Origin of the sequence: Acinetobacter lwoffii (assembly GCF_015602705.1) — a bacterium.
GTDB classification, from domain to species: domain Bacteria; phylum Pseudomonadota; class Gammaproteobacteria; order Pseudomonadales; family Moraxellaceae; genus Acinetobacter; species Acinetobacter lwoffii_E.
Genome location: NZ_CP059081.1, coordinates 1,827,783 through 1,851,824 on the forward strand (window position 1 = coordinate 1,827,783; position 24,042 = coordinate 1,851,824).

Below are 24,042 nucleotides of genomic sequence, written 5' to 3' on the forward strand. Positions count from 1 at the left end.
TTCAATAGAATATACAAGCTCTAAATACAGCTATAAAACTATATATTTACAACATACCGTTGCTATAAGTTTTCATTTAAAAATTCACAATAAAAAAGAGGCCTTAACCTCATTGCTGTCCCACAATTTTTCACAAGAGGAAGCTCATTTGAGCTTCCTCTTGTTTTATGGGTATTTTATCGGGTGAAAATAAAGCTTTTAAAGTTCTTCTTTCAAACAAATTCACTTGAATTATTCTGAGTAAACGTTGAACTGTCCAACCTGTTTTCCCTAAATGTTGAGCGAAACTCACCAATAAATAGGCGATCATCGCAATCCAGATTTGTGTCTGAATTGCGTTCCTGCTGCGGCCTAGAAACGCTTTTAATTTGAGATTCTGCTTAATCGCCTTAAAGAACAGCTCAACTTTCCAACGATCTTTATAAATCGCCGCAATGGTGGAGGCGGCTAAATGAAAGTTATTGCTGAGAAAGCTAAAGTGCTTGCCACTTTGCTGATCTCTATATTCAATTCTTCTTAACACTGGGGCTTTTCTTTTTAGGGCATGTGCGCTATTCAGCTGAATGGTTTCATCTTTTAGAATACCTTTGGATTCAAGCACTGGATGTTGCCGGATCACCTGATACACAGATTTAGGCCTAAAACGTGGGACAAATCCAATGTTTTGAGCAGTCAGATTTGCATACCATTGGTAATCGACATAGCCTTTATCAAAAACTACAATGCTGCCAGCAGGAAACTGGAATTTGCGGCCTTGTACCATGTCATTTTCTTTGCCATTTTCAACTGCAACAAACTCAGGAATATCATTGCTGTGATTCAATCCTATGCTGAGTTTCATGCTGGCTTTTGAGTCGTGAACTTTGGCCCATTCACATAAGGAAAGCGACAGGTCAATATGACTGGCATCCAAGGAATACAAGGGATTCTTAAAGCGAAATTTATGAGCTACTTTCGAGTGTTCATAGTATTTAAGCAACTTGTAAAATAGCTGTTGATACAAGGCAGCAGGCTGCTGCTCATTGATTCGTGCCAGCGTGCTTCGGGGAATAGACTTTGCTCCGAGATGACTTAGCTTTTCCTGTTGGCACTCCAAATTGGATTGAATATCTCTCAGACTTTGCCTACAAGAGAATTGAGACATCAATATGGCAATAAACTGATCCCACCGGGAAGCCGCTCTAAATTTCTGTCCAACATGGTGTACTTTAGCAAGTTGTTCAAAATCCTGTCGCACAACAGGTTTAATTAGCTCATGAAATACGGTATTCTGATGTGACAAAACCTGAATCCTGGTCGTTAAAGTGTTTGTTTGCACTCATATTTTAACTGTTAGGACTCAGGTTTTTTTATTTAAAGCAAACTATGGGACAGCAGTGGCCTTAACCTCTTTTTTTCAAGCCTGAAATCTATGCTTCTGTCGGATTAGTTAATTCCGTCATTGGCCAGCGTGGTGTGGTTGTTACCGCCAAGCCATCATGCTGTCCTGCTTTTAGACGTTGATAGCCCGCAAAAGCAATCATGGCACCATTGTCTGTACAGAGTGCAGGTTCCGCATAATAAACCGAAGCACGGATCTTGGCTAAATCTGCTTCTAAACGCTCACGTAAACGCTTGTTAGCGCTGACACCACCGGCAATCACCAAACGTTTCAATCCAGTTTGCTTCAGTGCTTTGACCGATTTTTTCACCAAAGTATCGACAATGGCTTCCTGAAAACTGGCAGCGATATCGGCATCGCGGTTTTCATCACCGAGTTTTTTCATTTGTACAGAAACTGCGGTTTTTAGACCACTGAATGAAAATTCTAAACCTTGATGCAGCATTGGTCGCGGGAATGCAAATGCATTTGGATCGCCCTGCTCTGCCAGTTTGGAAATATTCGGGCCACCCGGATACGGCAGACCCATCATCTTCGCGACTTTATCAAATGCTTCGCCTGCCGCATCATCAATGGATTCACCCAAGAGTTCATACTGGCCAATGCCATAAGCAGCCATGAGCTGAGAATGTCCACCCGATACCAACAATGCGACAAATGGAAACTCAGGCGGAGTTTCTGACAATAAAGGTGCCAGCATATGACCTTCCATATGATGCACACCAATTGCGGGTTTATTCAGCGCAAAGGCCAAAGTACGACCAAACAATGCACCGGTCATGAGTGCGCCCATCAGACCCGGGCCACGGGTATATGCGACTGCATCAATTTCTGATTTTTTCACGCCGCTCTGTTCAAGCAGCTCATTGATGAGTGGAATCAGTTTACGCACATGATCACGTGACGCCAGCTCTGGAACTACACCGCCATATTCTGCATGCAGTTTAATCTGGCTATAAAGCACCTGTCCGCGCAAACCCAACTCGCTGTCATACAGCGCAAGTCCTGTTTCATCACACGACGTTTCCAAGCCTAAAACGATCATTAAACTGCCTATAACCTTTATCAATTCTATTGCAGCAACTATTATAGACTTGTGGTATGAGATGTAAATGAGTAAAATAGTGACCTTCACTTGTGATTGAGGGCAATTCAGCCCGAGATCTTACCCTAACTGATATGAGGATTCTTCATGCCACAAGTTAAATTGAAAGAAGGCGAACCAGTAGACGTAGCTATCCGTCGTTTCAAACGTTCATGCGAAAAAGCGGGTGTTCTTGCTGACGTACGTAAGCGTGAATTCTACGAGAAACCAACTCAAGAACGTAAGCGCAAAAAAGCTGCTGCTGTTAAACGCTACCAAAAGAAATTGGCGCGTGAATCAGTACGTACAACTCGCCTTTACTAAGATTAATTTGTGATTGATTGCCTGGAATAAATAATGACGACTTTAAAAGACCAAATCACGGATGTTTTGAAAGCAACAATGCGTGCCAAAGAAATGTCCAAGCTGACGGTCATTCGTAGTCTACAGGCAGCAATTAAGCAAATCGAAGTCGATGAGCGCAAAGAACTTGACGACGCTCAGGTTCTTGCGGTCATTGAAAAACAAATTAAACAACGTAAAGAATCGGTTAAAGCCTTTGCAGGCGCTGGCCGAGATGATTTAGCTAGTAAGGAACAAGCCGAAATTGAGATTTTGTCTCAGTTTCTACCAGAAGCTATGACTGAGGAAGAACTTGATTCCATGATTGCGCAAGCTATTGCAGCGCAACAAGCTACTAGCATGAAAGATATGGGTAAGGTGATGAATTCTCTGCGTCCGCTCATAGCCGGGCGCGCCGATCCTGCACAAGTTTCCGCCAAAATCAAAGCGCAACTTGCTTAATCCATACTCTCTAGTATTTTCTCTTTAACGTTGAACTGCCTTTAATCAAAGACAGTTCCTGACGTATTCTCATTGCAAATTACAATCGACCTGATAACGCTTAAGTAATTGCATCTCTTTCGACGATTTCACTTCTACAATTACATCCCGTTTACTCATATTTTGAAACTTACGATCCAGATAAGCACGATTCTGGTCAGCGGCTTGATATAAACGATCAACATAGCGTCCTACTATTCCACAAAATTTTGCATTCTGCTCAGGACTAAATCCCTGTTGCTGCGGATTTAAACCACTTAAAAATTGACGCGATTCCTTTTTATAATCCGCATTAATTCGTTCTACCGCTTCTACATATTCAACTGCACTCGCAGCAAAAACCCCATAATTCCACCCCAGTAGACACACGCCCAATAGTATTTTTTTCATATCATGCTTCGGATTTAATCACACTAATATTTAGAAAGATTGTAGCCTGATTGAATATATTCTTGCTATATCATCCTGATACAAAAACTTAAAACCCAGTGCAACCTTAAATCTTGTATTGATGTGCCTGCTGCATCTGTTTCAGACGCTGGCGAATGGTGGACGATAAAGATTGATTATTCTTTACGCTACGCTGGGCATGTAATAATGATTTGATGGCAGTTTCTTCATATCCTGACCAATATTCTACTTCTGCACGATAGCGCAGCACATTAGCAGCCTTAATCGGCGAATCTGGCTCTGCATTGGCAGCCAGTTGCATTAGTCGCCAGCCACTGACATCCCGTGAATTGGCATTTAGAAATCGCTGCACTAAAACTTTTGCTTTATCGGGTTGCTTGGCGCGAATCAGCACTTCTGCATATTTATAATTGAGCGCTCGATTTTCCGGCATGATCCGCGCTGCTGACGCTACACTTTCCAAAGCTGCATCAAGCTGGTTCTGAGCTAAATAAATATCAGTCTGGAATAAAACCTGTAAAGGATGCATCTGGTTATGCTTTTTTGCTCGATCTAAAGTGGCCTGCGCGGCCTGGAAATCACTTTGCTGTATTCGATAGGCAGTTAAGGCAAGCTGGCCTGCAAAATTATTTTGCTGGTCCATCAGGATAAGCTGCTCTGCATTGGTCTGACCAGACAATACCCTGCTATACCACTTGATAATGTCAAAGTCTTGGTCATTGAGACTGCGTTTCACCGCAGGAAGCTGGTTGGCACGTAAACGTGCTTCACTCATACGCTCGGTGGTGAGTGGATGAGTGAACCAGAAATCCGGCAGAAAGCTTAAGCGGCTGGTCGAGCGATGCATGACCTCAAAGAAATCTGCCATACTATGCGGGTTATAGCCGGAACGATACATATATTGCATACCAATCCGGTCTGCCTCACGTTCCTGATTACGACTATAAGTGAGCTGTTTATCCAGAAGTGCTGCCTGTGAACCCATCATGACCGCTGTGCCGACATCACCATCTGCCTGAGAAGCGACCAAAGCACCGACGAGAATTCCAGCTAGCGCCAGTAAACCTTGCCCTTTAAAGGCATCCTGAGAGCGACTGTAATGACGTTGTGTGACATGTGCAATTTCATGTGCCATCACTCCTGCCACTTCATCCATATTTCGGGCTGAATTAATCAGACCAGCATTAAGTGCAAAAAGACCACCTGGTACAGCAAAGGCATTAATTTGCGGGTCATTAATAACCAGCAAACCGATCGGCTGTTGCAATTGAGTCTGACTCAGGATATGAGAAAATACTGAAAGCAGCTGATCTTCAAGCCATGGATTTTGCAGGACCGGCATTTGTTTATGCACTTCACGATAGACTTTTTCACCGATCATTTTTTCTTTTTGTTGATCGAGTAAGCCGACGCCTGTACCAATATCAGGCACAGAAAATTGTACATTTACTTGATTAAAATCATGGTTAGAGCCGTGCCCTGCTACCATATACAGACTTAAGCCACACGCCAGCGCCAATCGTTTCAATGAAAAATCTCTAATCCTGCCGATCTAATTTATCTTGAATATAGCATTGAACAATGAGCAGAGACGCAAGAAAATGTTATTTTTTAATACCATTTAAACGACGAATCAGATGCATTTTAAAATTCCGGATTGACCACATAACGGGGCACTCGTCCTTCCAAGGCATCAACAAGATTCTGATAAGCCAGTTCTGCCATTTTTTTACGGGTGGCTGCAGTGGCCGAACCCACATGTGGCAATGTAACCACATTATCCAACTGGAATAATTCCGATTCTTTTAACGGCTCTTTCTGATATACATCCAGACCGGCAGCAAAAATCTGCTTGGTTTTTAAAGCTTCAATTAATGCCTGCTCATCAATGACCGAACCACGTGAAATATTGACCAATACCGCATGAGGTTGCATTTTCGCCAATTCTGCTGCTGCAATCAGCGCCTTGGAATCCGCATTCAAATCTACTGCAACAACCACAAAGTCAGAACGCTGTAACAGTTCCTCAAGCTGGCAATATTGCGCATTCACCCCTTGAGCGAGTTCTGGTTTTTCCCGGCGATTATGATACAGAATATTCATATTAAAACCGTAAAAACCACGACGTGCGATTGCCGCCCCAATATGACCGAGACCAATAATTCCGAGGGTTTTTCCAAAAATATCCATACCAAATTGTGCTTCGCCCACGGTACGCTGCCATTGTCCCTGCTTGGTCCATTGATCCAGGTAAGCCACTTTGCGTGCTGCTGACATCAGTAAAGTGAAAGCCAGGTCAGCAGTGGTTTCAGTCAGTACATGCGGCGTATGACTGAGATAAATTTTCTTTTCATTTAAATAATCCAGTTCATAGTTGTCATAACCGACACTGACACTGGAGATAATTTTTAACCGGGTGGCACTGGCCAGATTATCGCGATTCAACAAGCGCCCTGCGCCAATCATGCCATCAGCATCCTGAACCTGCTGCAAAAGCTGTTGATTCACATCGCCTAGCTTCGGTTGTATATAACTAACCTGATAATTTTGTTCCAGCTTGTTTTGAATATCAGTATCAATTTGACTAAATACAACCACTTTTTGTTTCATCTATTTTTATTCCACAGCAAGATTATTCCAGACTGGCAGTCCTATTTTGCATAAACTGCCATAAACGTTTTTTTAGAATCGGCTGATCCAGCATTTCTTGTAAAGATGCCAACTGGATCATTTTCGTATTTGATATATGCGCTACAGGCCCGAGGAAAATAATATTTTTCTCTGCACTCATTCCATCCAGAAAACCCTGAATATAGGATTCTACACCACGTCCATCCTGAACATTGGCCCAGGGAAATGGCCAGTTCAGCTCATGAAACTCACCTGGGACTGCACGCTGGATATTGCCCCATAAATTCTGGGTGTCTTCGGTCATTGCAGTTGCATCAATCACGATACTGCAATGTGCCAGACTTAAAGCCTGCAAACTGAATGGCGGGATTTGTACGATTTCACGCTCTTCCTGAACAGTTGCAATGTGAGTCGGTGCCGCAGGTGGTGTATCAACCTTAAGCGTAACAATTGGCTCTGGCTCAGGAATCGGTAGATCAGCCAACGCCTCTACGGAAGCAGGCTGTGGTAAGACGATATCGGTGTGAAATTCAGGTGCAGCCTGATCACGCCAGATCGAAACCTGGTGCGGCTGACATGCGCTGTCCCTAGGAATCCAGAGATCGATTCCTAATGTTGCCAGTATGTCACGCTGATGCCCAATCATCTTTTCATCATCACCAATTTCAGGCTGAACATTTTAGCCGGATTGCCTGTGCTTTGCCGAACTTTTTCAGCTTTTCTTTTTTATCCTGATGGATTCTAGTACAAAGTTTAGCTGTCTGCTAAAAACCGTGCTTTTAATACACCATCAAACCATTTCTGCTGTTATAACAGATTCCGGCTAAAGCTGCGCGTTGTCATTTATTTTCTACAGAATGGTTAAACTGTTCTTCTTTAACATTTGCTGAACGACCTGTTCTGCCTCAAAACCCAAGCGCCAATACAACAGCTCCATCACGTCCAACTCATCCTGTGTCACGATACGATCACTCCACAAACAGGCTTCTGCAATACCTAAAATACTGAGACGATCACGTAATAACAGCCCCGCAATATCATTCAGAATTTCTGCAAGATCAATCGGCTCATCAGAAATTTCATTGTATAAGTCCAGTTCCTGAGCGGTCAGAATCCGGTTTAAAATCCGCTCCCGCACCTCAAGCTGGTTGCCGCTATTAATCTGCTGTACATGCAGCAAGGCGTCAATCAAACGCACAATCTGTGGCTTGACTTCTTCGAGTGCTGTAGGAGTATGTGCAGGAAGCAGATTTAACTCATATTTCACACATTCCAGTAATAACGCATCCAGCAGGCCAATTTCGCCATCTTCCTGAATAATCCGTGCCAGCTTCATCAAAAACTGCCGTGCGACAGTTGTCGGCATGCCGCCGATATTCTTGCAGGCTTGCTGGAAAATCGAAATATGCACACGCCCATCGAGATTGAGCAATGAATCTACAATTGCACGACTAACTTCAGCCTCAGTCGGAATAAATTCACGATATTGACGAATCATTAAAATGGCGACCATCACTTCACGAGAGCCGGTTGCCGTTTGTAATGCACGCTCAATCAGTTCCGGACGTGGCATCTTGAGCCGAAGTTCCGGATTCAGCGGCTTGATCGCATCTTTAATCGCAAAACTGATCGGAGACAGCCGTAATAATGGCAAAGGCTGTGGCGAACTCCAGCTCATTGCAGTTTCAGGCACCACTTCTTCCAAAGAACGGAACAAACTAAACAAAGGCTGATTTTTGAGTTTTTTCAGATTCTCAAGCTGTAAGTCCTGAATCAAGGCAGGATTTAATTCATAAATCCGCTGATTGATATTGGGATGAATATTCAGCCAGTTTTGCGGGCTCAAAGAATTGGCAAAGCACATATGTGAAATGGATTCAGCATATTCACTATAAATCTGGGATCCGGAATGATGCACATGGATTCTGAGTAAAGTCTGGATATTGGCATCATTTTGAATCAGGCGACGAGTTTTCTGATCATTTTTATAGGTTCGACCACCCAACGAAATATATTTAATAAAACGGGAAATCAAAACGCCCAAACTACCAATCAGCCAGATCACCGCACCAACTGCCACATAGAAGGTTTCGAACTTGTTTTCACGCGGACTACCCGCTCGATAAAAACCAGACTTGGCAATCTTACTGCCACACTGACTAAACGTAGTTAAACTGCTATACAGAATTTTCAAACGGGTATTTTCCGCAGCCTCACCAGAGAGGATTTTATTGAATTCATGGCTGAGTAAGCCATACAGCTCGACTTTATCGAGTGTTTGTATCGCACCCCAAGTCAGAATAATCGCGGTATCCCGCGGACTAAATCCCGCCGTCAGTGCATTAACACCAACTTCATCGGGCAGCACATACACCGCCGGAACTTCAATCAGAAAAGTCTCTGCCAGTTGCTGGTTAATGTGCAGTGCAGCACTTTCTTCTGGAATACTGTCCATCGGACTCAACCGACGCGCACCCAACTGCTTCGCCAGTGAATAACCACCATTCCGAAAAATATAAAACTCGTAGATGACCGAGATCATCATGGCACATAACAACAAAGCAATCAGGTAAGGACTCAGCGCATGCCAGAAGATTGACTGGCTAGGATCAGTATAAAAAACAAAGAGACCAACAACGGTATTAATAATAAAAATAGTCAACAGAATTGCAATCAGGCAAAAACTTACAGGCAGTACTATATTTTTGTTTTTTATAAAATCGTATCCTACGTTTCGCAATGCAGAATCCTAAAATGATGATTTTCAATGGGCTCATCATAAAACAAAAAAGCGGGAAATTCCCGCTTTTTCATGATGATTTTAACTACTTAGACTTCGCGTACGCCAGTCAAATCCACTGAAGCTGCATCAATATTGACATCAATATAATTGCTTTCTTTCATGGCACTGTCACTACGTTTTTGCTGAAGATCATCCAGATATTGCGCATCAATACCGCCCGAAACATAGATGCCATCAAAGACTGAACAATCAAAGTCTTTGACATCCGGTACTTTGGTGGTTCTTACCGCATCTTTCAAATCTTCCAGATCCTGGAAAATCAGACGGTCAGCACCAATAATTTCACGGATTTCTTCCACGCTACGTTCCGATGCAATCAGCTCAGATTTCGCCGGCATATCAATACCATAAACGTTTGGATATTTCACCATCGGTGCTGCAGAAGCAAAGAATACTTTTTTCGCGCCAGAATCACGAGCCATCTGGATAATTTCATTACAGGTTGTACCACGGACAATCGAGTCATCCACCAACAGTACATTTTTACCTTTAAACTCAAGCTCAACCGGGTTCAGTTTCTGACGTACCGATTTTTTACGCAGCTGCTGACCAGGCATAATGAAGGTACGACCAATGTAACGGTTTTTCATGAAACCTTCACGGAATTTCACACCCAGCATATTGGCAAGTTCCAATGCAGAAGTACGTGAAGTATCCGGAATCGGAATCACCACATCAATATCATGCTCTTCACCCCACTCGCGCAGAATCTTTTGCGCCAGCTTCTCACCCATTTTTAAACGTGCTTTATACACCGAGATTCCATCAATGATGGCATCTGGACGGGCAAAATAAACATATTCAAAAATACAAGGACGGTATTCAGCATTCACTGCACATTGCTTGGTGAAGAAGTTACCTTCTAAATCAATAAATATCGCTTCACCAGGCAAAATATCACGCTCAACTTTAAAGCCCAGCGCAGTAATCGCAACCGACTCAGAAGCAATGATATACTCCATACCCTGTTCAGTTTCACGCGAACCGTAGATCAATGGACGAATACCATTTGGATCACGGAAGCCTACCAGACCCTGACCGGTAATCATCGCCACCACGCCATAAGCACCTTTACAACGCTCATGCACACGTGTTACCGCATGGAAAATATCTTCCGACGTCGGTACCAGTTTGCCATGTTTTTGCAGTTCATGCGCAAACACGTTTAACAGGACTTCTGAATCAGAATCAGTGTTCATATGACGCAAGTCAGTTTTGAACAGGTCATCATGAATTTCTTCGGCATTGGTCAGGTTACCATTATGTGCCAAGGTAATCCCGTACGGTGAGTTCACATAAAACGGCTGTGCTTCAGCACTGCTCGATGAACCGGCTGTTGGATAACGCACATGACCAATACCGTAATTTCCTTTCAAAGCACGCATATGACGAGTATGGAATACATCACGCACCATACCATTGTCTTTGCGCAGGAATAAACGTCCTTCATCACATGTCACGATCCCAGCTGCATCTTGTCCACGATGTTGTAACATCGTTAATGCATCAAACAACATTTGGTTAACGGGTGATTTACCAGCTATACCAACTACTCCACACATAGCAACCTCGCAGACAAGCTAGGATTAATAAAAAGGATTATTTGTAGACTCATCTGAAGCTCCAGACTTGGACGATGTTTCAGATGATGAAGCTGAAGGTTTCGGTGCCCCTTCAGACTTGATATGTTGTAGTGCGCCATTCGCGGCTTCTTTCGACATTTGAGTCGCCCAAGGCGCATAAGGCAATAAGGCTTGAATAAACTTGGACTGTTTCCAGTGCGGTGAGCTCTCTACCCAAGGGCCGATACCCTGCATGGTAATCAGAACAATTAGCAAACCTTTCAGGCTACCAAAGACACCACCCGCCAGACGGTTGAGAGGGCCCAGTTTAAGACTCTTTAAAATACGGTTCAACAGTGCAGTAACGATCCAGGTCAGAACTACAATCAGCAGGACGATAAAAGCGAAGGCCGCAATCTTTTGTACGACTGGATCTGTACTCAGAGCAACCATAGACGGCGCAAGTAGCGTTGAATATTTTGCCGCAACAATCAGGGCAAAGATCCATCCCACTAAGTTCGCAAAGGCTTTAATAAATCCTTGACGCAAACCGTTGAGCCCTCCAATGAGCAAGATAATCAGTAGAAAGATATCAATGGCATTCATAGGATTTAAAGTGCGTCTACACAATCTTTTACAAGTTTAGGTCCAGTATAGATGAGGCCACTATAAACTTGTACAAGGCTGGCGCCTGCCTGTTTCTTGGCAGCAGCATCTGCACCTGAAAGAATACCACCCACACCAATCAATGGAATTTGTCCTTTTAATACCGCAGCAAATGCAGCCAGACATGCGGTACTTTTCTCAAATACTGGCGCGCCAGACAAACCGCCTGCTTCTTCTGCATGCTCTAGACCCTCTACCCCTTCACGTGACAGTGTGGTATTGGTCACGATCAGACCATCGATCTTGAATTGCAATAACTGCTTGGCAATAAAGGCAATATCGCTGTTATCCAGATCAGGCGCCACTTTGAGTACCAAAGGTACATAATGCTGGTATTCCTGAGCCAATTCAAGCTGACGCTTCTTCAATGTTTCCAGCAGTTCGGTGAGTGCATCACCACTTTGCAGGCTGCGCAGGTTTTTGGTATTGGGAGAAGAAATGTTGACGGTAATATAAGAAGCATAATTATAGACTTTTTCTAAACAGATGAGGTAATCATCTACTGCTTTTTCTACCGGAGTATCAGCGTTTTTACCGATATTAATACCGAGAATGCCTTTAAATTTGGCCGCTTTGACATTTTCAACCAGCTGATCCACGCCATCATTATTAAAGCCCATACGGTTAATAATGGCTTTGGCCTGTGGCAAACGGAATAAACGCGGATGAGGATTGCCGGCTTGCGGTCGCGGGGTAATGGTACCAATTTCAATAAAACCAAAACCTTGACCGGCAAGGGCGTCAATATAGGCACCATTTTTGTCCAAACCTGCCGCAAGACCTACCGGATTGGGAAATTCGATTCCCATACAGGTCACAGGTTTCGCAGCAACGTTTTGACGCATCAAGCCCATTTTATGGGATGATTTCAATAGTGATAATGTCAGCTCATGTGCACGCTCTGGTGCTAAAGAAAACAACAAAGGGCGGGCTAGAGAATACAACATATCCAGAAAAGTCTACTGCTTTTTAAGTCGGCATATTATAGGCATAGGCTGACAAAAAAACCATGCTTTGCAAATCTTTATTTTTACCGTTTATTGTATGGTCGCCGTTAATTTAATCTGTCCTGCCTCATTATTTAGTTCCATTTTCTCGATACTTAGCCCCATTTGTGCCAGCTGAGTCAGGAAATTTGCCAGTACTGCATAATTTTCATGCATGACCGCCAATTGAATTTTTCCTTCCATTTGCTGGGAAGCCACCGACAATCCTTGCTGCTGTGCGACTCGCTGTACTTTCTCCGCTGCATCCAGTTGGGTGTCCCCAGCCGGTTTCATGGTTACTGCATTACTTTGCATCCAAACAATGGTATCTTTCAGCTGATTTAAGCGTTTTTGCTGGGTATCTGCCGCCTGATGCATATACCAGAGTGCAGAACCGACTGCCGCCACAATCACAAAAACAGTGGTAAAAATCACCATTACCCGTTCACGTACCGACAAGCTGTCCAGATAATCACTCAGTTTTTCAAAAGACTGATCCATACGATTTTGTAGCGCTTCAATGCCTTTCATTATTGAATCCTCACCAGTCCGATCGCAGCTGTTCCGCTGGCCTGAATATTCCCCAGCTCCACCTTAAAGCCTTGCTGGCTTAATTGTGTGGTCAGTGCATTTAACGTTTCTGATGAATTGGCCTTAAGCTCCATACTTAACACAGAAGCATCATAATTCACCCGTTGTGCCACAATCTGATTTTGCATCAAGACTGGCCCCACCCGACTAATCAGCTGCAATGCATGCGTATCTGCAATCTGGCTTTGACGCAACTGCCCTTCAAACTGACTTTTGATATTCTGCTCAGTGACCGGATAATTTTGTCCAAACCAGTATTTAAACTGGTCGATGGCTTGCGCGGCGGTCTGATTCGCCACTTTCTTATATTGATACCAGCGCACAGCATCATAACTAAACTGCAATACTAAAATACCCAGAAAAACCGCCGCGCAGGCTTTCCAGTAGCCGGAAATAGCGCCATTGGATTTTGCTTTAGGCAAGACATTAAACGGATGCTGTTTCGGTTTTTTCAGTACAGGAATTCCATATTGGAAAGACTCCAGTTGCTCCTGAGTGACCAGTGCTTCAAGACTACGCAACTGCTCCTGATTCAGATTGCTCACCTTATAGCTGAGATCCTTGGGCTGATAATCCAGATAAAGGCTTAGATCATCCAGCGACTGGCCGATATATTCCGACTCGCGCACCAGCAAACGTCCACCGATTTGCGCAATCACACGCTGATTGGCATCAGGAACCGGCAGCACCAAAAAGTCCGGTAACAAAGCTGCCAGCTTGACTGGGATCAGGCTTAAAGCATGTTGCAAGGTCTCAAGCGTAGAATTCGCAATCCCCATAATGCTGATCTGATCCGGCTGCTGAAAATGATGCAGCACTTTCATGGCATCTACCGGCAGCACCACGTATTCTTCGAGCAAATATTTGATGCCATCATTGCCCATTTTCTTATATTGGCTCTTAGGCAAGGTCTGCTGCAAAATTTGCACATGACGGCTCGGAAAAAACACCACCGCCTCTTCGCCATGATGAGCCTGTATATCCTGAATCAGCTGCTCAAGTGTGGCTGCAGTGTTCCAGAATTCCCCAGTTGACCATTGCCAAACCCCATTGGCTTCAGGCATCCATAAATACAACATCGATTGTGTTCTGCCGTTTTAATAAATTTTTTATAGTGTAGGAATAAAGCTTTTTATCTGTGTGGATAAGCCAGGGGCAATCACCGCCTGATCATAAATACGTGCTTCTGCCAATGCATAAGGTTGAAAAGATTCAGCCAGCAGAATGGAAGACATATGTGCCACCACATTCATATGGCATACCACTGCAATCGACTCATAAGGCAGTTGCGACAACCATTCCACTGCGACTTTGGCATCATCATCCGGTTTGATCGTATTACAGATCACCACCGGCACATCTTTAAAATAATGCTGCAAATGTGCCAGAGTTTCCTGCGCACGCAATAACGGACTGACCACAAAGACTTCAGGCTTAATCAGATCCTTTAAGAACTGTGAAGTCTGCTCAGCCTGTTGATGACCACGCTCCGTTAAAGGTCGCTTGGTGTCATTACCATTGACCGGTGGTGCGGCCTCGCCATGTCGAACTAAAGTCAGTTGCATTTGATTTCCTTATATTCTTTTGCCTGCATGATAAGCAGCGAATATGACAATTCGCAGACAGTCCCTGTGTTATAGATCAGACTTGATGATGTGGCAAGACAAATTCAACATCACTGCGATGACCGTTTTTCATCAATGACAATGCAATATTGAGTGGCGGCGCACCTTCAAAAATCACATCATACAAGGCCGAGGTAATCGGCATATACACATCGAGCTCTTCCGAACGTGCCTTGACCTGTACAATGGTATTAATCCCTTCTGCCGTTTGCCCCAACTCAGTCGTTGCCTGCTCCAAGGTTTTACCTTTACCAAGCGCATAACCCACCTGATAATTACGGCTAAGAGGGCTGCTACAGGTAGCGAACAAATCACCCACACCTGAAAGCCCAAGGAAAGTCAGCGGATTAGCACCGAGTTTTACTGCAAAACGGCTCATTTCGGCCAAAGCACGGGTCAGGATCATACTCTTGGTATTTTCACCCACGTTATACGCAGCAGCCATGCCCATCGCGACAGCATAGATATTTTTTAATGCGCCCCCGAGTTCTACCCCATGCACATCATCACTGGCGAATACGCGGAACAAGGCACTATGTAAGGCTTGTTGTACGGCATAACGCACCAGCTCGGACTGGCTGGCAATCACGGTTCCTGCTGGCTGTCCTGCCACAATTTCTTTGGCCAGATTCGGTCCTGATAACACACCATAAGGCACTTCAGGCAACACTTCGCGAATAATATCGCTCATGAAACTAAAGGTTTTGGCTTCAATACCCTTGGTCAGCGAGATCACGGCTTGCGACGTAATAAAAGGTTTGATTTGCTGCAAGACATCCCGAAAGGAATGACTCGGAATAGCGACTAAAATAATATCGCGATCACGCACAGCCTGTTCCAGATCTGACACCGCTAGCAGATTTTCTTCTAACTTAAAATCTGGCAAATAGCGTTTATTGATATGCGTGACATTAATATCTGCCGCAACTGCTTCGTCACGAATCCAGATCATGGTATTGCAACCATTACGCACTGCAGTATTGGCCATTGCAGTACCAAAACTGCCCCCACCCAATACTGTGACTCTTAAAGCTGTCTTATGATCAACTGCAACCGGTTCTACCAGTTTTGAGAAATTTAATTCTGACATCTTATTTTTTAATATCCTGTTATACCCTGCAAACTAGCTGTTCTGGTTCCAATAACTGACAAAATCACCGGTTTGAATCTCTGCGCGTGCTGGAATTGCTTTTGCTGCAGTGCCAATATAAATAATACCTGAGACCAGATCATCTTTTGAAATTCCCAATGCCTGCTTAAACAGGCCAGACTCGACTACAGCACCGCTACGCCACATGGTCGAGAAACCCTGAACCTGAAGTGACAACAGAAAATTCTGAATGGCTGCGCCTGAACTAAGGATTTGTTCAAAATGCGGAACTTTAGGATGATCCTGCAAACGCGTTAAGGCAAGCACCAATAAAGGCGCACGAAATGGATGATTCTTGACCCGCTCAATCTGCGCTGTTTCAGTTTCACCCAAATCGACGAGCGCCTGCGACAGCAACCCTCCAAAAGCTTCACGCTGATTATCTGGAACCACCACAAATGTGGTCGGCTTGAGCCGATGATGATCGGGTGCAGTTAATGCCGCTTGAAAGGCTCTTTCCAGTTGTTCTGCATTGGGTGCGGGTGCCAGCAGATGACCAATCGATTGCCGTTGGTGAATATTTTGATGAACGATGTCAATCGCAGATTCCGTCATTGCCTTGTATATCTACACTTAAAAAACCATACTCAAGATTAGCATATTCAAAGAAAAATACGCTAGAAACTTCATAGCGATTCAGCACGCTCATCACAATCTGAAGATAAAGTTGCTTGGTTTTTCAATCCTGTGCTGCTCTATTTTTCACCTAACTCACATAGAGCTATACCAAAAATTGCCAAACCTATACAACAGCTACAAAATCTGCGCTGCTTGCTGTGTTGAAATATTCAGCATCGTATTTACTTGAGATTTCATGATGAAAAAAACAATCGCTTTCAGCGGATTAGCTATTTCCGCATTACTGCTTACTGCCTGTGCCTCAAACCCGACTGCATTGGCAGTGCAAAAGGAAAATAACCAGTATGAAGTGACCGGATTAGGTAAAAATCAACTGACTTCGAAAAACAACGCGATTACTGCGGCCAATAAAGCCTGTGGCTCTCGATCAACCCCAATTATTGTAGATGAAAAGACAGCTTATAACGGCGCTTTAAAAGGCGTGGTCGATGAACAAACAGGTCAGATGATTCAGGCAGCAGCTACTGTCCTTGGCAATATCGCAGGTACCAATACTGGTTTAAACCAGAATGACGACTATCAGACGGTGCTTACATTCCGCTGTCAGGCCAAATAAGCCAAACCATAGCGCAATAAAAAACCGCTCTTCAAGAGCGGTTTTTCTATGATCTGGATTAACAATAACCTTCCAGGCGGGTCAAAGGCAATTTTTGCCCAATGGCTTTTTCAATTTCCGGAAGATAGAACGCATCATCTTCGGACAAGAAACTGATACTTACACCTTGCGCACCGGCACGGCCTGTACGACCAATACGATGTACATAATCATCTGACTGTTCTGGCAAGGTAAAGTTCACCACATGGGATACGTTATCTACATGAATACCACGTCCTGCCACATCCGTCGCAATCATAATATTATGCTGACCATTTTTAAATTGATCTAACATTTTCGTGCGTTTATCTTGCGCGATTTCACCAGACAACATCACCACCTTATAACCATCCCGTTTTAAATGATCATAAAGTTTGCGTACCTGATCCCGACGGTTAGCAAAAATCATGACTTTCTCAATCGGCTCATCACGCAGAATTTCTTGCAACAATTTATATTTATCTGATTTTGCCACCATATAAACCCGTTGCTCGACATCAGCATTGGTTTTCTTTTCTGGCTCAATTTCAACCGTAACCGGTTCAAACAGCCATTGCTGCGCAAGATTCAACACATCATAGCTAAATGTTGCAGAGAACATTAAAGTCTGACGCTGCTCTTTACGCGGCGAGAAACGTACAATCCGTTTAACCGATGGAATGAAACCCATATCCAGTAGACGGTCTGCTTCATCAATGACTAAAAATTCAATCTGATCTAGCCAGACTTCTTTTTGTTCTACAAAATCAATCAGACGACCTGGTGTAGCCACCATAATATCGACAGGCGCTTTATTAAGCTGGTTCTTTTGCTTGTCAAAATCCACACCACCCAGCAAGGTCACCACATGCAAACCCGCATATTTCGCCAGGTGCTGTGCATCGCTTTCAATTTGCAATGCCAGTTCACGGGTCGGTGCCAGAATCAGCGCGCGCGGCTCACCACGATAACGTTGTTCCTGAATCGGATTATTTAACAGATCGTTCATGATACTAATTAAAAAGGCCGCAGTTTTACCTGTACCAGTCTGTGCACGGCCAATTGCATCATGTCCTGCCAGCGTGAATTTCAAAACCTTCTGCTGGATAGGCGTCATGGTGGTAAAGCCTAAAGCATCAATCGCTTTTTTCAGATTGGGATGTAAATTTAAGGTTTCAAAACCAGATGACATAAAGCGGTGCTCTAATTGGGTAATCACTAAGATAGGGATAGTATAAACAAAAAACGCCCCAAGTTATATTGGAGCGTTTTCTTTTTAGCTTAATCCGAAGATTAGTCTAATGGTTGAACTTCTTCAGCTTGAAAGCCTTTTTGGCCTTTAACAACACTGAATTCAACACGTTGGCCGTCACGAAGTGAACGGTGACCGTCACCTTGGATAGCACGGAAATGAACGAATACGTCATCGCCGCCGTTACGTTGAATAAAGCCGAAGCCTTTAGTATCGTTAAACCACTTAACTACGCCTTGTTCGCGAGCAGCTGTCATAAGTTAATCCTCATTGAAACTAAAAGAAGGACCACCCGGTGTTGCAAACAGCAGAGCAAACAAGTTTGAAAATATTATTTTTAAGCTTGTAATCATTCTGTAAAACTATCAACAAAATCCCGGTTACATCCATTTATGTAATAGGGTGAAAAACAATCACTTTGTTTATTCAAAGTCCCAAATACGCAACGAGCTTAACATGGGTTTATCACAATTAATAGATTTTTTTTAGCATGTTCTGTTTGATTTAGTTATTTTTTTCATGAAAATTGTCAAAAGACTTTATAAAGTCATTTAGATCTTCTTTTTCTTAAACTAGTTTGGTTCTGGCATCATATTTGCTACTATTTATAGCCTTTTCTGCTACCTAAATGAAACCGTAATGCTCGAAGATCCAGCGCATTTCAGCCTTATAGACGCCATGGGAAAACCGTGCCCGATGCCGCTATTAATGTTAAAGCGCGCATTAAAGGCCGGAAATCAGAAAACATTCCTGCTGAAATCATCTGATCCGCATAGCCAGACGGATGTCAGCCGCTATTGTCAGCTGCATCAGCTCAAGCTTGAATTTAAAAAAATTTCTGATACAGAGTTTCACTACTTAATTGAATCTTAAAAAATTTCAATTAAACTGTTGATCCTCACTTTCGTATACTTTTTTACATTTCTCTACCCAAATATCCATTATTTGTGGAGAGATTGGATTAAGATAAAACCTAGTTTAGGGTTATCCCGCACTTCAAGGAGAACACATGAGTGACAGCCGCAATCAGTTGATGCCCCTGTCATTATCGGCGCCAGGTGTCAACCTCGGTGCTTATATCAGCACTGTCAATCAGATTCCGATTTTAACAGCCGAACAAGAAAAAGAGTTGGCTGAACGCTATTACTATGACCAAGATTTAGATGCAGCTAAAATGCTGGTCATGTCGCACTTGCGTTTTGTGGTACATATTGCGCGTAGTTATGCAGGTTATGGTCTGCCACAAGGTGACCTGATTCAGGAAGGCAACCTGGGTCTGATGAAAGCTGTGAAACGTTTTGACCCGAATATGGGCGTACGTTTGGTGTCATTTGCCGTGCACTGGATCAAGGCGGAAATTCACGAATACGTGATCCGTAACTGGCGTATCGTGAAAATCGCCACCACTAAAGCGCAACGTAAACTGTTCTTTAATCTGCGCAGCCTGAAGAAATCATCGAAAAAGTTGACGCTCGCAGAAGCACAGTCTATTGCCAATGATTTAAATGTCACACCAGAACAAGTACTGGAAATGGAAGGCCGTCTGACGGCGTATGATGCGGCTTTTGATGCATCAAGCGATGACGATGATGAAGGTTCCACCCATGTGGCACCAGCGTTATATCTTGAAGATAATCGTTATGACCCGGCTCGTCTGATTGAAAATGAAGACTATGAGGAGCAAAGCACCTCTGCCCTGCATGAAGCCATGGATCAGCTAGATGATCGTTCACGTAATATCTTGCAGCGTCGCTGGCTAGATGACGAGAAATCGACCCTGCATGAGCTTGCAGCCGAATATAATGTTTCTGCGGAACGTATTCGTCAGCTGGAAAAAAATGCCATGGAAAAAATTAAAGTGGCGATGTCATCCAATTAACACCAAATTCTGTTACTGATTTACCTCGAAAAAGCCTTCTTTGATGAAGGCTTTTTTATGTCCGCATTTTGAATTTATGCTAAGGTTGAGCGCAAACTTTATCAGGAAGATCAATTCAAATGTGGATTGCGATTTCAGCACTTAATTTGGCACTTGCAGTCATGCTCGGTGCTTTTGGTGCACATGGTTTAAAAGCGCGGGCGACTGAAGCACAGCTCGGCTGGTGGCAAACGGCAACGGATTATTTTTTCTATCATGCCTTAGGACTACTGATTCTTTCTTTACTGGCGAAAGTCATCCCTGCATTGCCCATTCAATGGAGCTTCGGTCTGATTCAGGTCGGCATTTTACTGTTTTCTGGCTCACTGTATATCATGGCCTTAGGATTACCCCGCGGTTTAGGTGCTATTACGCCCATCGGCGGGGCTTTAATGATTGCCGGATGGTTAATTCTGGCCTGGAATGCTTTAAAATACGCCAGATAAGTTTGAACAACACTTAATCATGGAGGGTTGCTAGAATGATGATTTACATCAATGGCGAACAACAGGAAACTCACTGCAAGAATCTGCTGGAACTGATTCAGAGTATGGCGCTTGAGGGTAAGCGTTTTGCAGTTGAAGTCAATGAAATGATTATTCCTAAAAGCAGATTGGGCGATACGCCAATTTGCGATACAGACAAAATAGAAATTATTCACGCGGTCGGTGGCGGCTAATACTCGGGACAATTATGCAAGATTTATTACAGATTGGTTCACGCCAATTCCAGTCACGCCTTTTGGTAGGCACGGGCAAATACAAAGATTTAAATGAAACTCAGCAGGCCATTGAAACCAGTGGTGCAGAGATTGTCACTGTCGCTATTCGCCGGGTCAATATTGGCCAAGATCCTGACCAGCCGAATCTGCTATCAGTGATTCCTCCGGAAAAATATACCATTTTGCCGAATACTGCAGGTTGCTTCGATGCCAATAGTGCCGTCCGCACCTGTATGCTGGCGCGTGAGTTGCTCGATGGCCACAATCTGGTCAAACTTGAAGTTTTGGGTGATGAAAAGACACTTTATCCAAACGTAACCGAAACACTGAAAGCTGCGCGCACCTTGATTGACGATGGCTTTGAGATCATGGTTTATACCTCGGATGATCCGATCGTGGCGCAAGAGCTGGAAAGCATGGGCTGTGTTGCGATTATGCCATTGGGTAGCCTGATTGGTTCTGGTCTGGGCATTCTGAATCCACATACCCTGTCAATCATCAAGGAAAATGCCAAAGTCCCGGTTCTGGTCGATGCCGGTGTCGGTACAGCCAGTGATGCTGCGATTGCGATGGAACTGGGCTGTGACGGCGTACTCATGAATACAGCGATTGCGGCAGCGCAAAATCCGGTCTTGATGGCATCTGCGATGAAAAAAGCCGTTGAAGCAGGCCGAGAAGCTTTTCTTGCAGGCCGTATGCCGCGCAAGCGTATGGCCAATGCCAGCTCGCCGGAAACCGGCTATTTCTTTAAATAAATTTTCATCAACAAAAATAAAGGACTCAATTGAGTCCTTTATTTTTTCCAGTAATTAAGGAATCAGACCTTCATCACGCATGGCAATCTGTACAGACTGACGTTCTGCCACCTTATTACGGATATGAATAATATTTTTATATGGACTCAGATCATGCTCAATCTGGTTCGACCAGTTGGTCAAGACAAATAGATAAGCATCCGCAGGGCCAAAGTTATCATCCACCAGATAATCATTGTCCGATTCACCAATCGCTTTATCGATATAACTCAATAGACGATCAATTTCCGCATAGGCTTTTTTCTTTTCATCGTCGGATAACTTGCCACCGAAGAACACCGCATAGGCATCATGTAGTTCAGAGTTCAGATAACCTAACCATTCCAGCACTTTGGCACGTCCCATGCCCGATGGTGGAATCAGATCTTGTTTTGGATCGTGTTGAGCAAGAAACGGTAGAATTGCAACATTTTCTGTCAGGATCAGACCAGGGTTAATTTCTAACGCTGGTACATAGCCTTTAGGATTAACTTCGTAATAATCCGTACCTTTTTCTGTTTTATGTGTTTTTAAATCAACACGTTCCAAATCAAAATCGACATTAATTTCATTTAAAATAATATGTGCTGCCAGTGAGCAGGCACCTGGTGAATAGTAAAGCTTCATTTCTGATCCTTGTTATACACTTCTCAATGTTTTAAATCGCTTCTGACAAACTTTCAAGTGATCAAACCTGTAAATTGCAAAAAAGCGTAACTGTCACCTCAGGGCAGTTACTCATTCAATATTCAGGATATTCCGGGCTTTTGCAAGTCAATCTTGTGTAGATTTTTATCTCTATCTGTTTAACATACACAGGTTTTCAAAATATAGATGATATTTCGTGATTAGCCTGAAAAAAGAAGAATGGTTTTCCAATATCCGCACAGATGTATTGGCAGGTCTGGTGGTGGGACTTGCCCTGATTCCTGAATCAATTGCCTTCTCTGCCATTGCCGGCGTCGATCCGCAAGTCGGTTTATATGCTTCTTTCTGCATTGCAGTATCCATTGCCTTTTTTGGCGGACGTCCCGCCATGATCTCTGCTGCTACAGGCGCAATGGCGCTTTTGATGATTACCTTGGTAAAAGAACATGGTCTGCAATATCTGCTGGCTGCCACAATTCTGACCGGTATCATTCAGGTCATTGCGGGGTATTTTAAAGTCGCTAAATTAATGCGTTTTGTATCGCAGGCGGTGGTATACGGATTTTTGAATGCCTTGGCGATCCTGATATTTGTGGCACAAATCCCGGAAATTAACCGGATGGATAGCACCGGTTATCTGTTTATTGCGATTGGTCTGACAATTATTTATCTGTTTCCTTATATCCCTAAAATCGGTAAAGCCATTCCCTCACCTTTAATCTGTATTATCGTACTTAGCGGTTTAGCTCTCTTCTTGGGTGCAGATATGCGTACCGTCAGTGATTTGGGGCAATTTCCAGATACCTTGCCGGTATTCCTGCTTCCCGAGATTCCACTCAATCTGGAAACCTTGCAAATTATCCTGCCTTATTCCTTTACCTTGGCGACTGTCGGTTTGCTGGAAAGCATGATGACCACTACGGTTATTGATGAAGTGACCGGAACTGAAGGTGACCGTCATCAGGAATGTCGTGGTCAGGGTATGGCCAATATTGTCAGCGGCTTTATGGGCGGGATGGCCGGTTGTGCCATGATCGGCCAGTCAATTATCAATGTGTCTTCAGGGGCACGTACCCGTTTATCGACTCTGGTCGCTGGCGTGTTTCTGCTGTGTCTCGTGGTTTTTTTGAAAGACTGGCTGGCTTATATCCCAATGGCAGCTCTGGTTGCGATCATGATTATGGTGGCATTTACCACCTTTCAATGGGGAGCAATCAAGCAATTCAGCAAACATCCGCTAGAATTTAATACCGTGATGATTGCCGTGATTATTGTCGTGCTTGCCACTCATAATCTGGCGCTTGGTGTATTTGTCGGCGTATTGCTCTCTGCCCTGTTCTTTATTAATAAACTGGAAAGAACCGTACATGTCTATACGCATTTAAATGAAGCCCATTCACGTAGCTATATTATTTCTGGACAAATTTTCTTCAGCAGTACAGAAAAATTCTATCAGTTCTTTGATTTTAAAGAAAAGCTTGATCATGTCGAACTGGATCTGACCCATGCGCATATCTGGGATGTGACCTCAGTGAACATGTTGAATAATGTGATCCAGAAATTTAAAGCTCAAAATATAGACGTAACAGTGATCGGTTTGAATGAAGCCAGCAGTACACTGATTGACCGTTTTAGTAGCTGATGAACGGTGATTAATAAAAGAGCTTCAATTGGCTCTTTTATTTTATCTGGAAGATCTTGCCGATTTTTATGGAGAAATACCGAGAAAAGTTTGACTTGCTCGGCTCAGGACTTAAAATACC

27 protein-coding genes are annotated in these 24,042 nt (G+C 43.6%); 9 read left to right on the forward strand and 18 right to left on the reverse strand.

The window, feature by feature from the left end; genetic code table 11:
* Nucleotides 1-130 precede the first annotated feature (130 nt).
* On the reverse strand, nucleotides 131-1,282 hold the full coding sequence (locus H0S56_RS08815; RefSeq protein WP_195726033.1) for an IS4-like element ISAbe18 family transposase: 1,152 nt from the start codon (nucleotides 1,280-1,282) through the stop codon (nucleotides 131-133).
* A 127-nt stretch (nucleotides 1,283-1,409) separates the two neighbouring features.
* Entirely contained in the window at nucleotides 1,410-2,426 is a 1,017-nt protein-coding gene (gene tsaD / locus H0S56_RS08820) for a tRNA (adenosine(37)-N6)-threonylcarbamoyltransferase complex transferase subunit TsaD (RefSeq protein ID WP_004280030.1), read from the reverse strand.
* A 147-nt stretch (nucleotides 2,427-2,573) separates the two neighbouring features.
* On the opposite strand from tsaD, the gene rpsU reads away from it, so the two are divergent.
* Nucleotides 2,574-2,789 (forward strand): 30S ribosomal protein S21, encoded by a 216-nt coding sequence (gene rpsU, locus H0S56_RS08825; protein WP_001136722.1) that lies wholly within the window; start codon nucleotides 2,574-2,576, stop codon nucleotides 2,787-2,789.
* Nucleotides 2,790-2,822: 33 nt separating this feature from the next.
* Entirely contained in the window at nucleotides 2,823-3,269 is a 447-nt protein-coding gene (locus tag H0S56_RS08830) for a GatB/YqeY domain-containing protein (protein WP_004280076.1), read from the forward strand.
* A gap of 69 nt (nucleotides 3,270-3,338) precedes the next feature.
* On the opposite strand, the gene H0S56_RS08835 is transcribed toward H0S56_RS08830, so the two are convergent.
* The 13 genes from H0S56_RS08835 to H0S56_RS08895 all read right to left on the reverse strand — a co-directional run bounded on the left by H0S56_RS08835 (nucleotide 3,339) and on the right by H0S56_RS08895 (nucleotide 16,288).
* A complete protein-coding gene (locus H0S56_RS08835; RefSeq protein WP_195724878.1) occupies nucleotides 3,339-3,698 on the reverse strand; it encodes a hypothetical protein in 360 nt (119 codons plus the stop codon).
* A gap of 106 nt (nucleotides 3,699-3,804) precedes the next feature.
* Nucleotides 3,805-5,247, reverse strand: a complete 1,443-nt coding sequence (locus H0S56_RS08840) for a M48 family metalloprotease (protein ID WP_004646615.1) — start codon at nucleotides 5,245-5,247, stop codon at nucleotides 3,805-3,807.
* A gap of 116 nt (nucleotides 5,248-5,363) precedes the next feature.
* Entirely contained in the window at nucleotides 5,364-6,329 is a 966-nt protein-coding gene (locus tag H0S56_RS08845; protein WP_195724879.1) for a 2-hydroxyacid dehydrogenase, read from the reverse strand.
* 22 nt (nucleotides 6,330-6,351) lie between these two features.
* The gene (locus H0S56_RS08850) at nucleotides 6,352-6,996 is read right to left on the reverse strand and encodes a hypothetical protein (protein WP_071850340.1); all 645 of its coding nucleotides are present in this window, start codon (nucleotides 6,994-6,996) and stop codon (nucleotides 6,352-6,354) included.
* 204 nt (nucleotides 6,997-7,200) lie between these two features.
* Nucleotides 7,201-9,090 carry a M48 family metalloprotease gene (locus tag H0S56_RS08855; RefSeq protein WP_004646611.1) on the reverse strand — a complete coding sequence of 630 codons (1,890 nt, stop codon included), beginning with the start codon at nucleotides 9,088-9,090 and terminating at the stop codon, nucleotides 7,201-7,203.
* Between the two features lie 89 nt (nucleotides 9,091-9,179).
* Nucleotides 9,180-10,715: an amidophosphoribosyltransferase gene (gene purF, locus H0S56_RS08860; protein ID WP_114541762.1), complete on the reverse strand. Its 1,536-nt coding sequence runs from the start codon at nucleotides 10,713-10,715 to the stop codon at nucleotides 9,180-9,182.
* Nucleotides 10,716-10,739: 24 nt separating this feature from the next.
* Nucleotides 10,740-11,321: a CvpA family protein gene (locus H0S56_RS08865; protein ID WP_195724880.1), complete on the reverse strand. Its 582-nt coding sequence runs from the start codon at nucleotides 11,319-11,321 to the stop codon at nucleotides 10,740-10,742.
* Between the two features lie 5 nt (nucleotides 11,322-11,326).
* A complete protein-coding gene (locus tag H0S56_RS08870) occupies nucleotides 11,327-12,328 on the reverse strand; it encodes a quinone-dependent dihydroorotate dehydrogenase (protein WP_004729961.1) in 1,002 nt (333 codons plus the stop codon).
* Between the two features lie 90 nt (nucleotides 12,329-12,418).
* Nucleotides 12,419-12,898: a type II secretion system protein GspM gene (gspM, locus tag H0S56_RS08875; protein WP_004280088.1), complete on the reverse strand. Its 480-nt coding sequence runs from the start codon at nucleotides 12,896-12,898 to the stop codon at nucleotides 12,419-12,421.
* Nucleotides 12,898-14,037, reverse strand: a complete 1,140-nt coding sequence (gene gspL, locus H0S56_RS08880; RefSeq protein ID WP_005107298.1) for a type II secretion system protein GspL — start codon at nucleotides 14,035-14,037, stop codon at nucleotides 12,898-12,900. Before gspL ends, gspM begins: the two co-directional genes overlap by 1 nt.
* A gap of 30 nt (nucleotides 14,038-14,067) precedes the next feature.
* The gene (locus H0S56_RS08885; RefSeq protein WP_195724881.1) at nucleotides 14,068-14,523 is read right to left on the reverse strand and encodes a phosphoglycerate mutase family protein; all 456 of its coding nucleotides are present in this window, start codon (nucleotides 14,521-14,523) and stop codon (nucleotides 14,068-14,070) included.
* 76 nt (nucleotides 14,524-14,599) lie between these two features.
* Nucleotides 14,600-15,673 (reverse strand): NAD(P)H-dependent glycerol-3-phosphate dehydrogenase, encoded by a 1,074-nt coding sequence (locus H0S56_RS08890; protein ID WP_071850342.1) that lies wholly within the window; start codon nucleotides 15,671-15,673, stop codon nucleotides 14,600-14,602.
* 33 nt (nucleotides 15,674-15,706) lie between these two features.
* Nucleotides 15,707-16,288 (reverse strand): nitroreductase family protein, encoded by a 582-nt coding sequence (locus tag H0S56_RS08895; protein WP_044112675.1) that lies wholly within the window; start codon nucleotides 16,286-16,288, stop codon nucleotides 15,707-15,709.
* Nucleotides 16,289-16,547: 259 nt separating this feature from the next.
* Between H0S56_RS08895 and H0S56_RS08900 the strand changes: the two genes are divergently transcribed.
* On the forward strand, nucleotides 16,548-16,928 hold the full coding sequence (locus H0S56_RS08900; protein WP_004646604.1) for a hypothetical protein: 381 nt from the start codon (nucleotides 16,548-16,550) through the stop codon (nucleotides 16,926-16,928).
* 58 nt (nucleotides 16,929-16,986) lie between these two features.
* Here the strand turns inward: H0S56_RS08900 and rhlB are convergent, their stop codons facing one another.
* Both rhlB and H0S56_RS08910 read right to left on the reverse strand, forming a co-directional pair.
* Nucleotides 16,987-18,138, reverse strand: coding sequence for an ATP-dependent RNA helicase RhlB (gene rhlB, locus H0S56_RS08905; protein ID WP_004646602.1), 1,152 nt, complete (start codon nucleotides 18,136-18,138; stop codon nucleotides 16,987-16,989).
* A gap of 101 nt (nucleotides 18,139-18,239) precedes the next feature.
* Nucleotides 18,240-18,455, reverse strand: a complete 216-nt coding sequence (locus H0S56_RS08910; RefSeq protein WP_004280099.1) for a cold-shock protein — start codon at nucleotides 18,453-18,455, stop codon at nucleotides 18,240-18,242.
* Between the two features lie 382 nt (nucleotides 18,456-18,837).
* Between H0S56_RS08910 and H0S56_RS08915 the strand changes: the two genes are divergently transcribed.
* The 5 genes from H0S56_RS08915 to H0S56_RS08935 all read left to right on the forward strand — a co-directional run bounded on the left by H0S56_RS08915 (nucleotide 18,838) and on the right by H0S56_RS08935 (nucleotide 21,592).
* Nucleotides 18,838-19,071, forward strand: a complete 234-nt coding sequence (locus H0S56_RS08915) for a sulfurtransferase TusA family protein (protein ID WP_035335151.1) — start codon at nucleotides 18,838-18,840, stop codon at nucleotides 19,069-19,071.
* Between the two features lie 136 nt (nucleotides 19,072-19,207).
* Nucleotides 19,208-20,077, forward strand: coding sequence for an RNA polymerase sigma factor RpoH (gene rpoH, locus H0S56_RS08920; RefSeq protein WP_004280101.1), 870 nt, complete (start codon nucleotides 19,208-19,210; stop codon nucleotides 20,075-20,077).
* 119 nt (nucleotides 20,078-20,196) lie between these two features.
* Nucleotides 20,197-20,562, forward strand: coding sequence for a DUF423 domain-containing protein (locus tag H0S56_RS08925; protein WP_004280103.1), 366 nt, complete (start codon nucleotides 20,197-20,199; stop codon nucleotides 20,560-20,562).
* A 35-nt stretch (nucleotides 20,563-20,597) separates the two neighbouring features.
* Nucleotides 20,598-20,795 carry a sulfur carrier protein ThiS gene (thiS, locus tag H0S56_RS08930; protein WP_004280105.1) on the forward strand — a complete coding sequence of 66 codons (198 nt, stop codon included), beginning with the start codon at nucleotides 20,598-20,600 and terminating at the stop codon, nucleotides 20,793-20,795.
* Between the two features lie 14 nt (nucleotides 20,796-20,809).
* A complete protein-coding gene (locus H0S56_RS08935) occupies nucleotides 20,810-21,592 on the forward strand; it encodes a thiazole synthase (protein ID WP_004646601.1) in 783 nt (260 codons plus the stop codon).
* Nucleotides 21,593-21,646: 54 nt separating this feature from the next.
* Here the strand turns inward: H0S56_RS08935 and H0S56_RS08940 are convergent, their stop codons facing one another.
* On the reverse strand, nucleotides 21,647-22,258 hold the full coding sequence (locus H0S56_RS08940) for a glutathione binding-like protein (protein ID WP_004729975.1): 612 nt from the start codon (nucleotides 22,256-22,258) through the stop codon (nucleotides 21,647-21,649).
* Nucleotides 22,259-22,475: 217 nt separating this feature from the next.
* Between H0S56_RS08940 and H0S56_RS08945 the strand changes: the two genes are divergently transcribed.
* The gene (locus H0S56_RS08945) at nucleotides 22,476-23,921 is read left to right on the forward strand and encodes a SulP family inorganic anion transporter (protein WP_195724882.1); all 1,446 of its coding nucleotides are present in this window, start codon (nucleotides 22,476-22,478) and stop codon (nucleotides 23,919-23,921) included.
* Nucleotides 23,922-24,042: the final 121 nt, after the last annotated feature.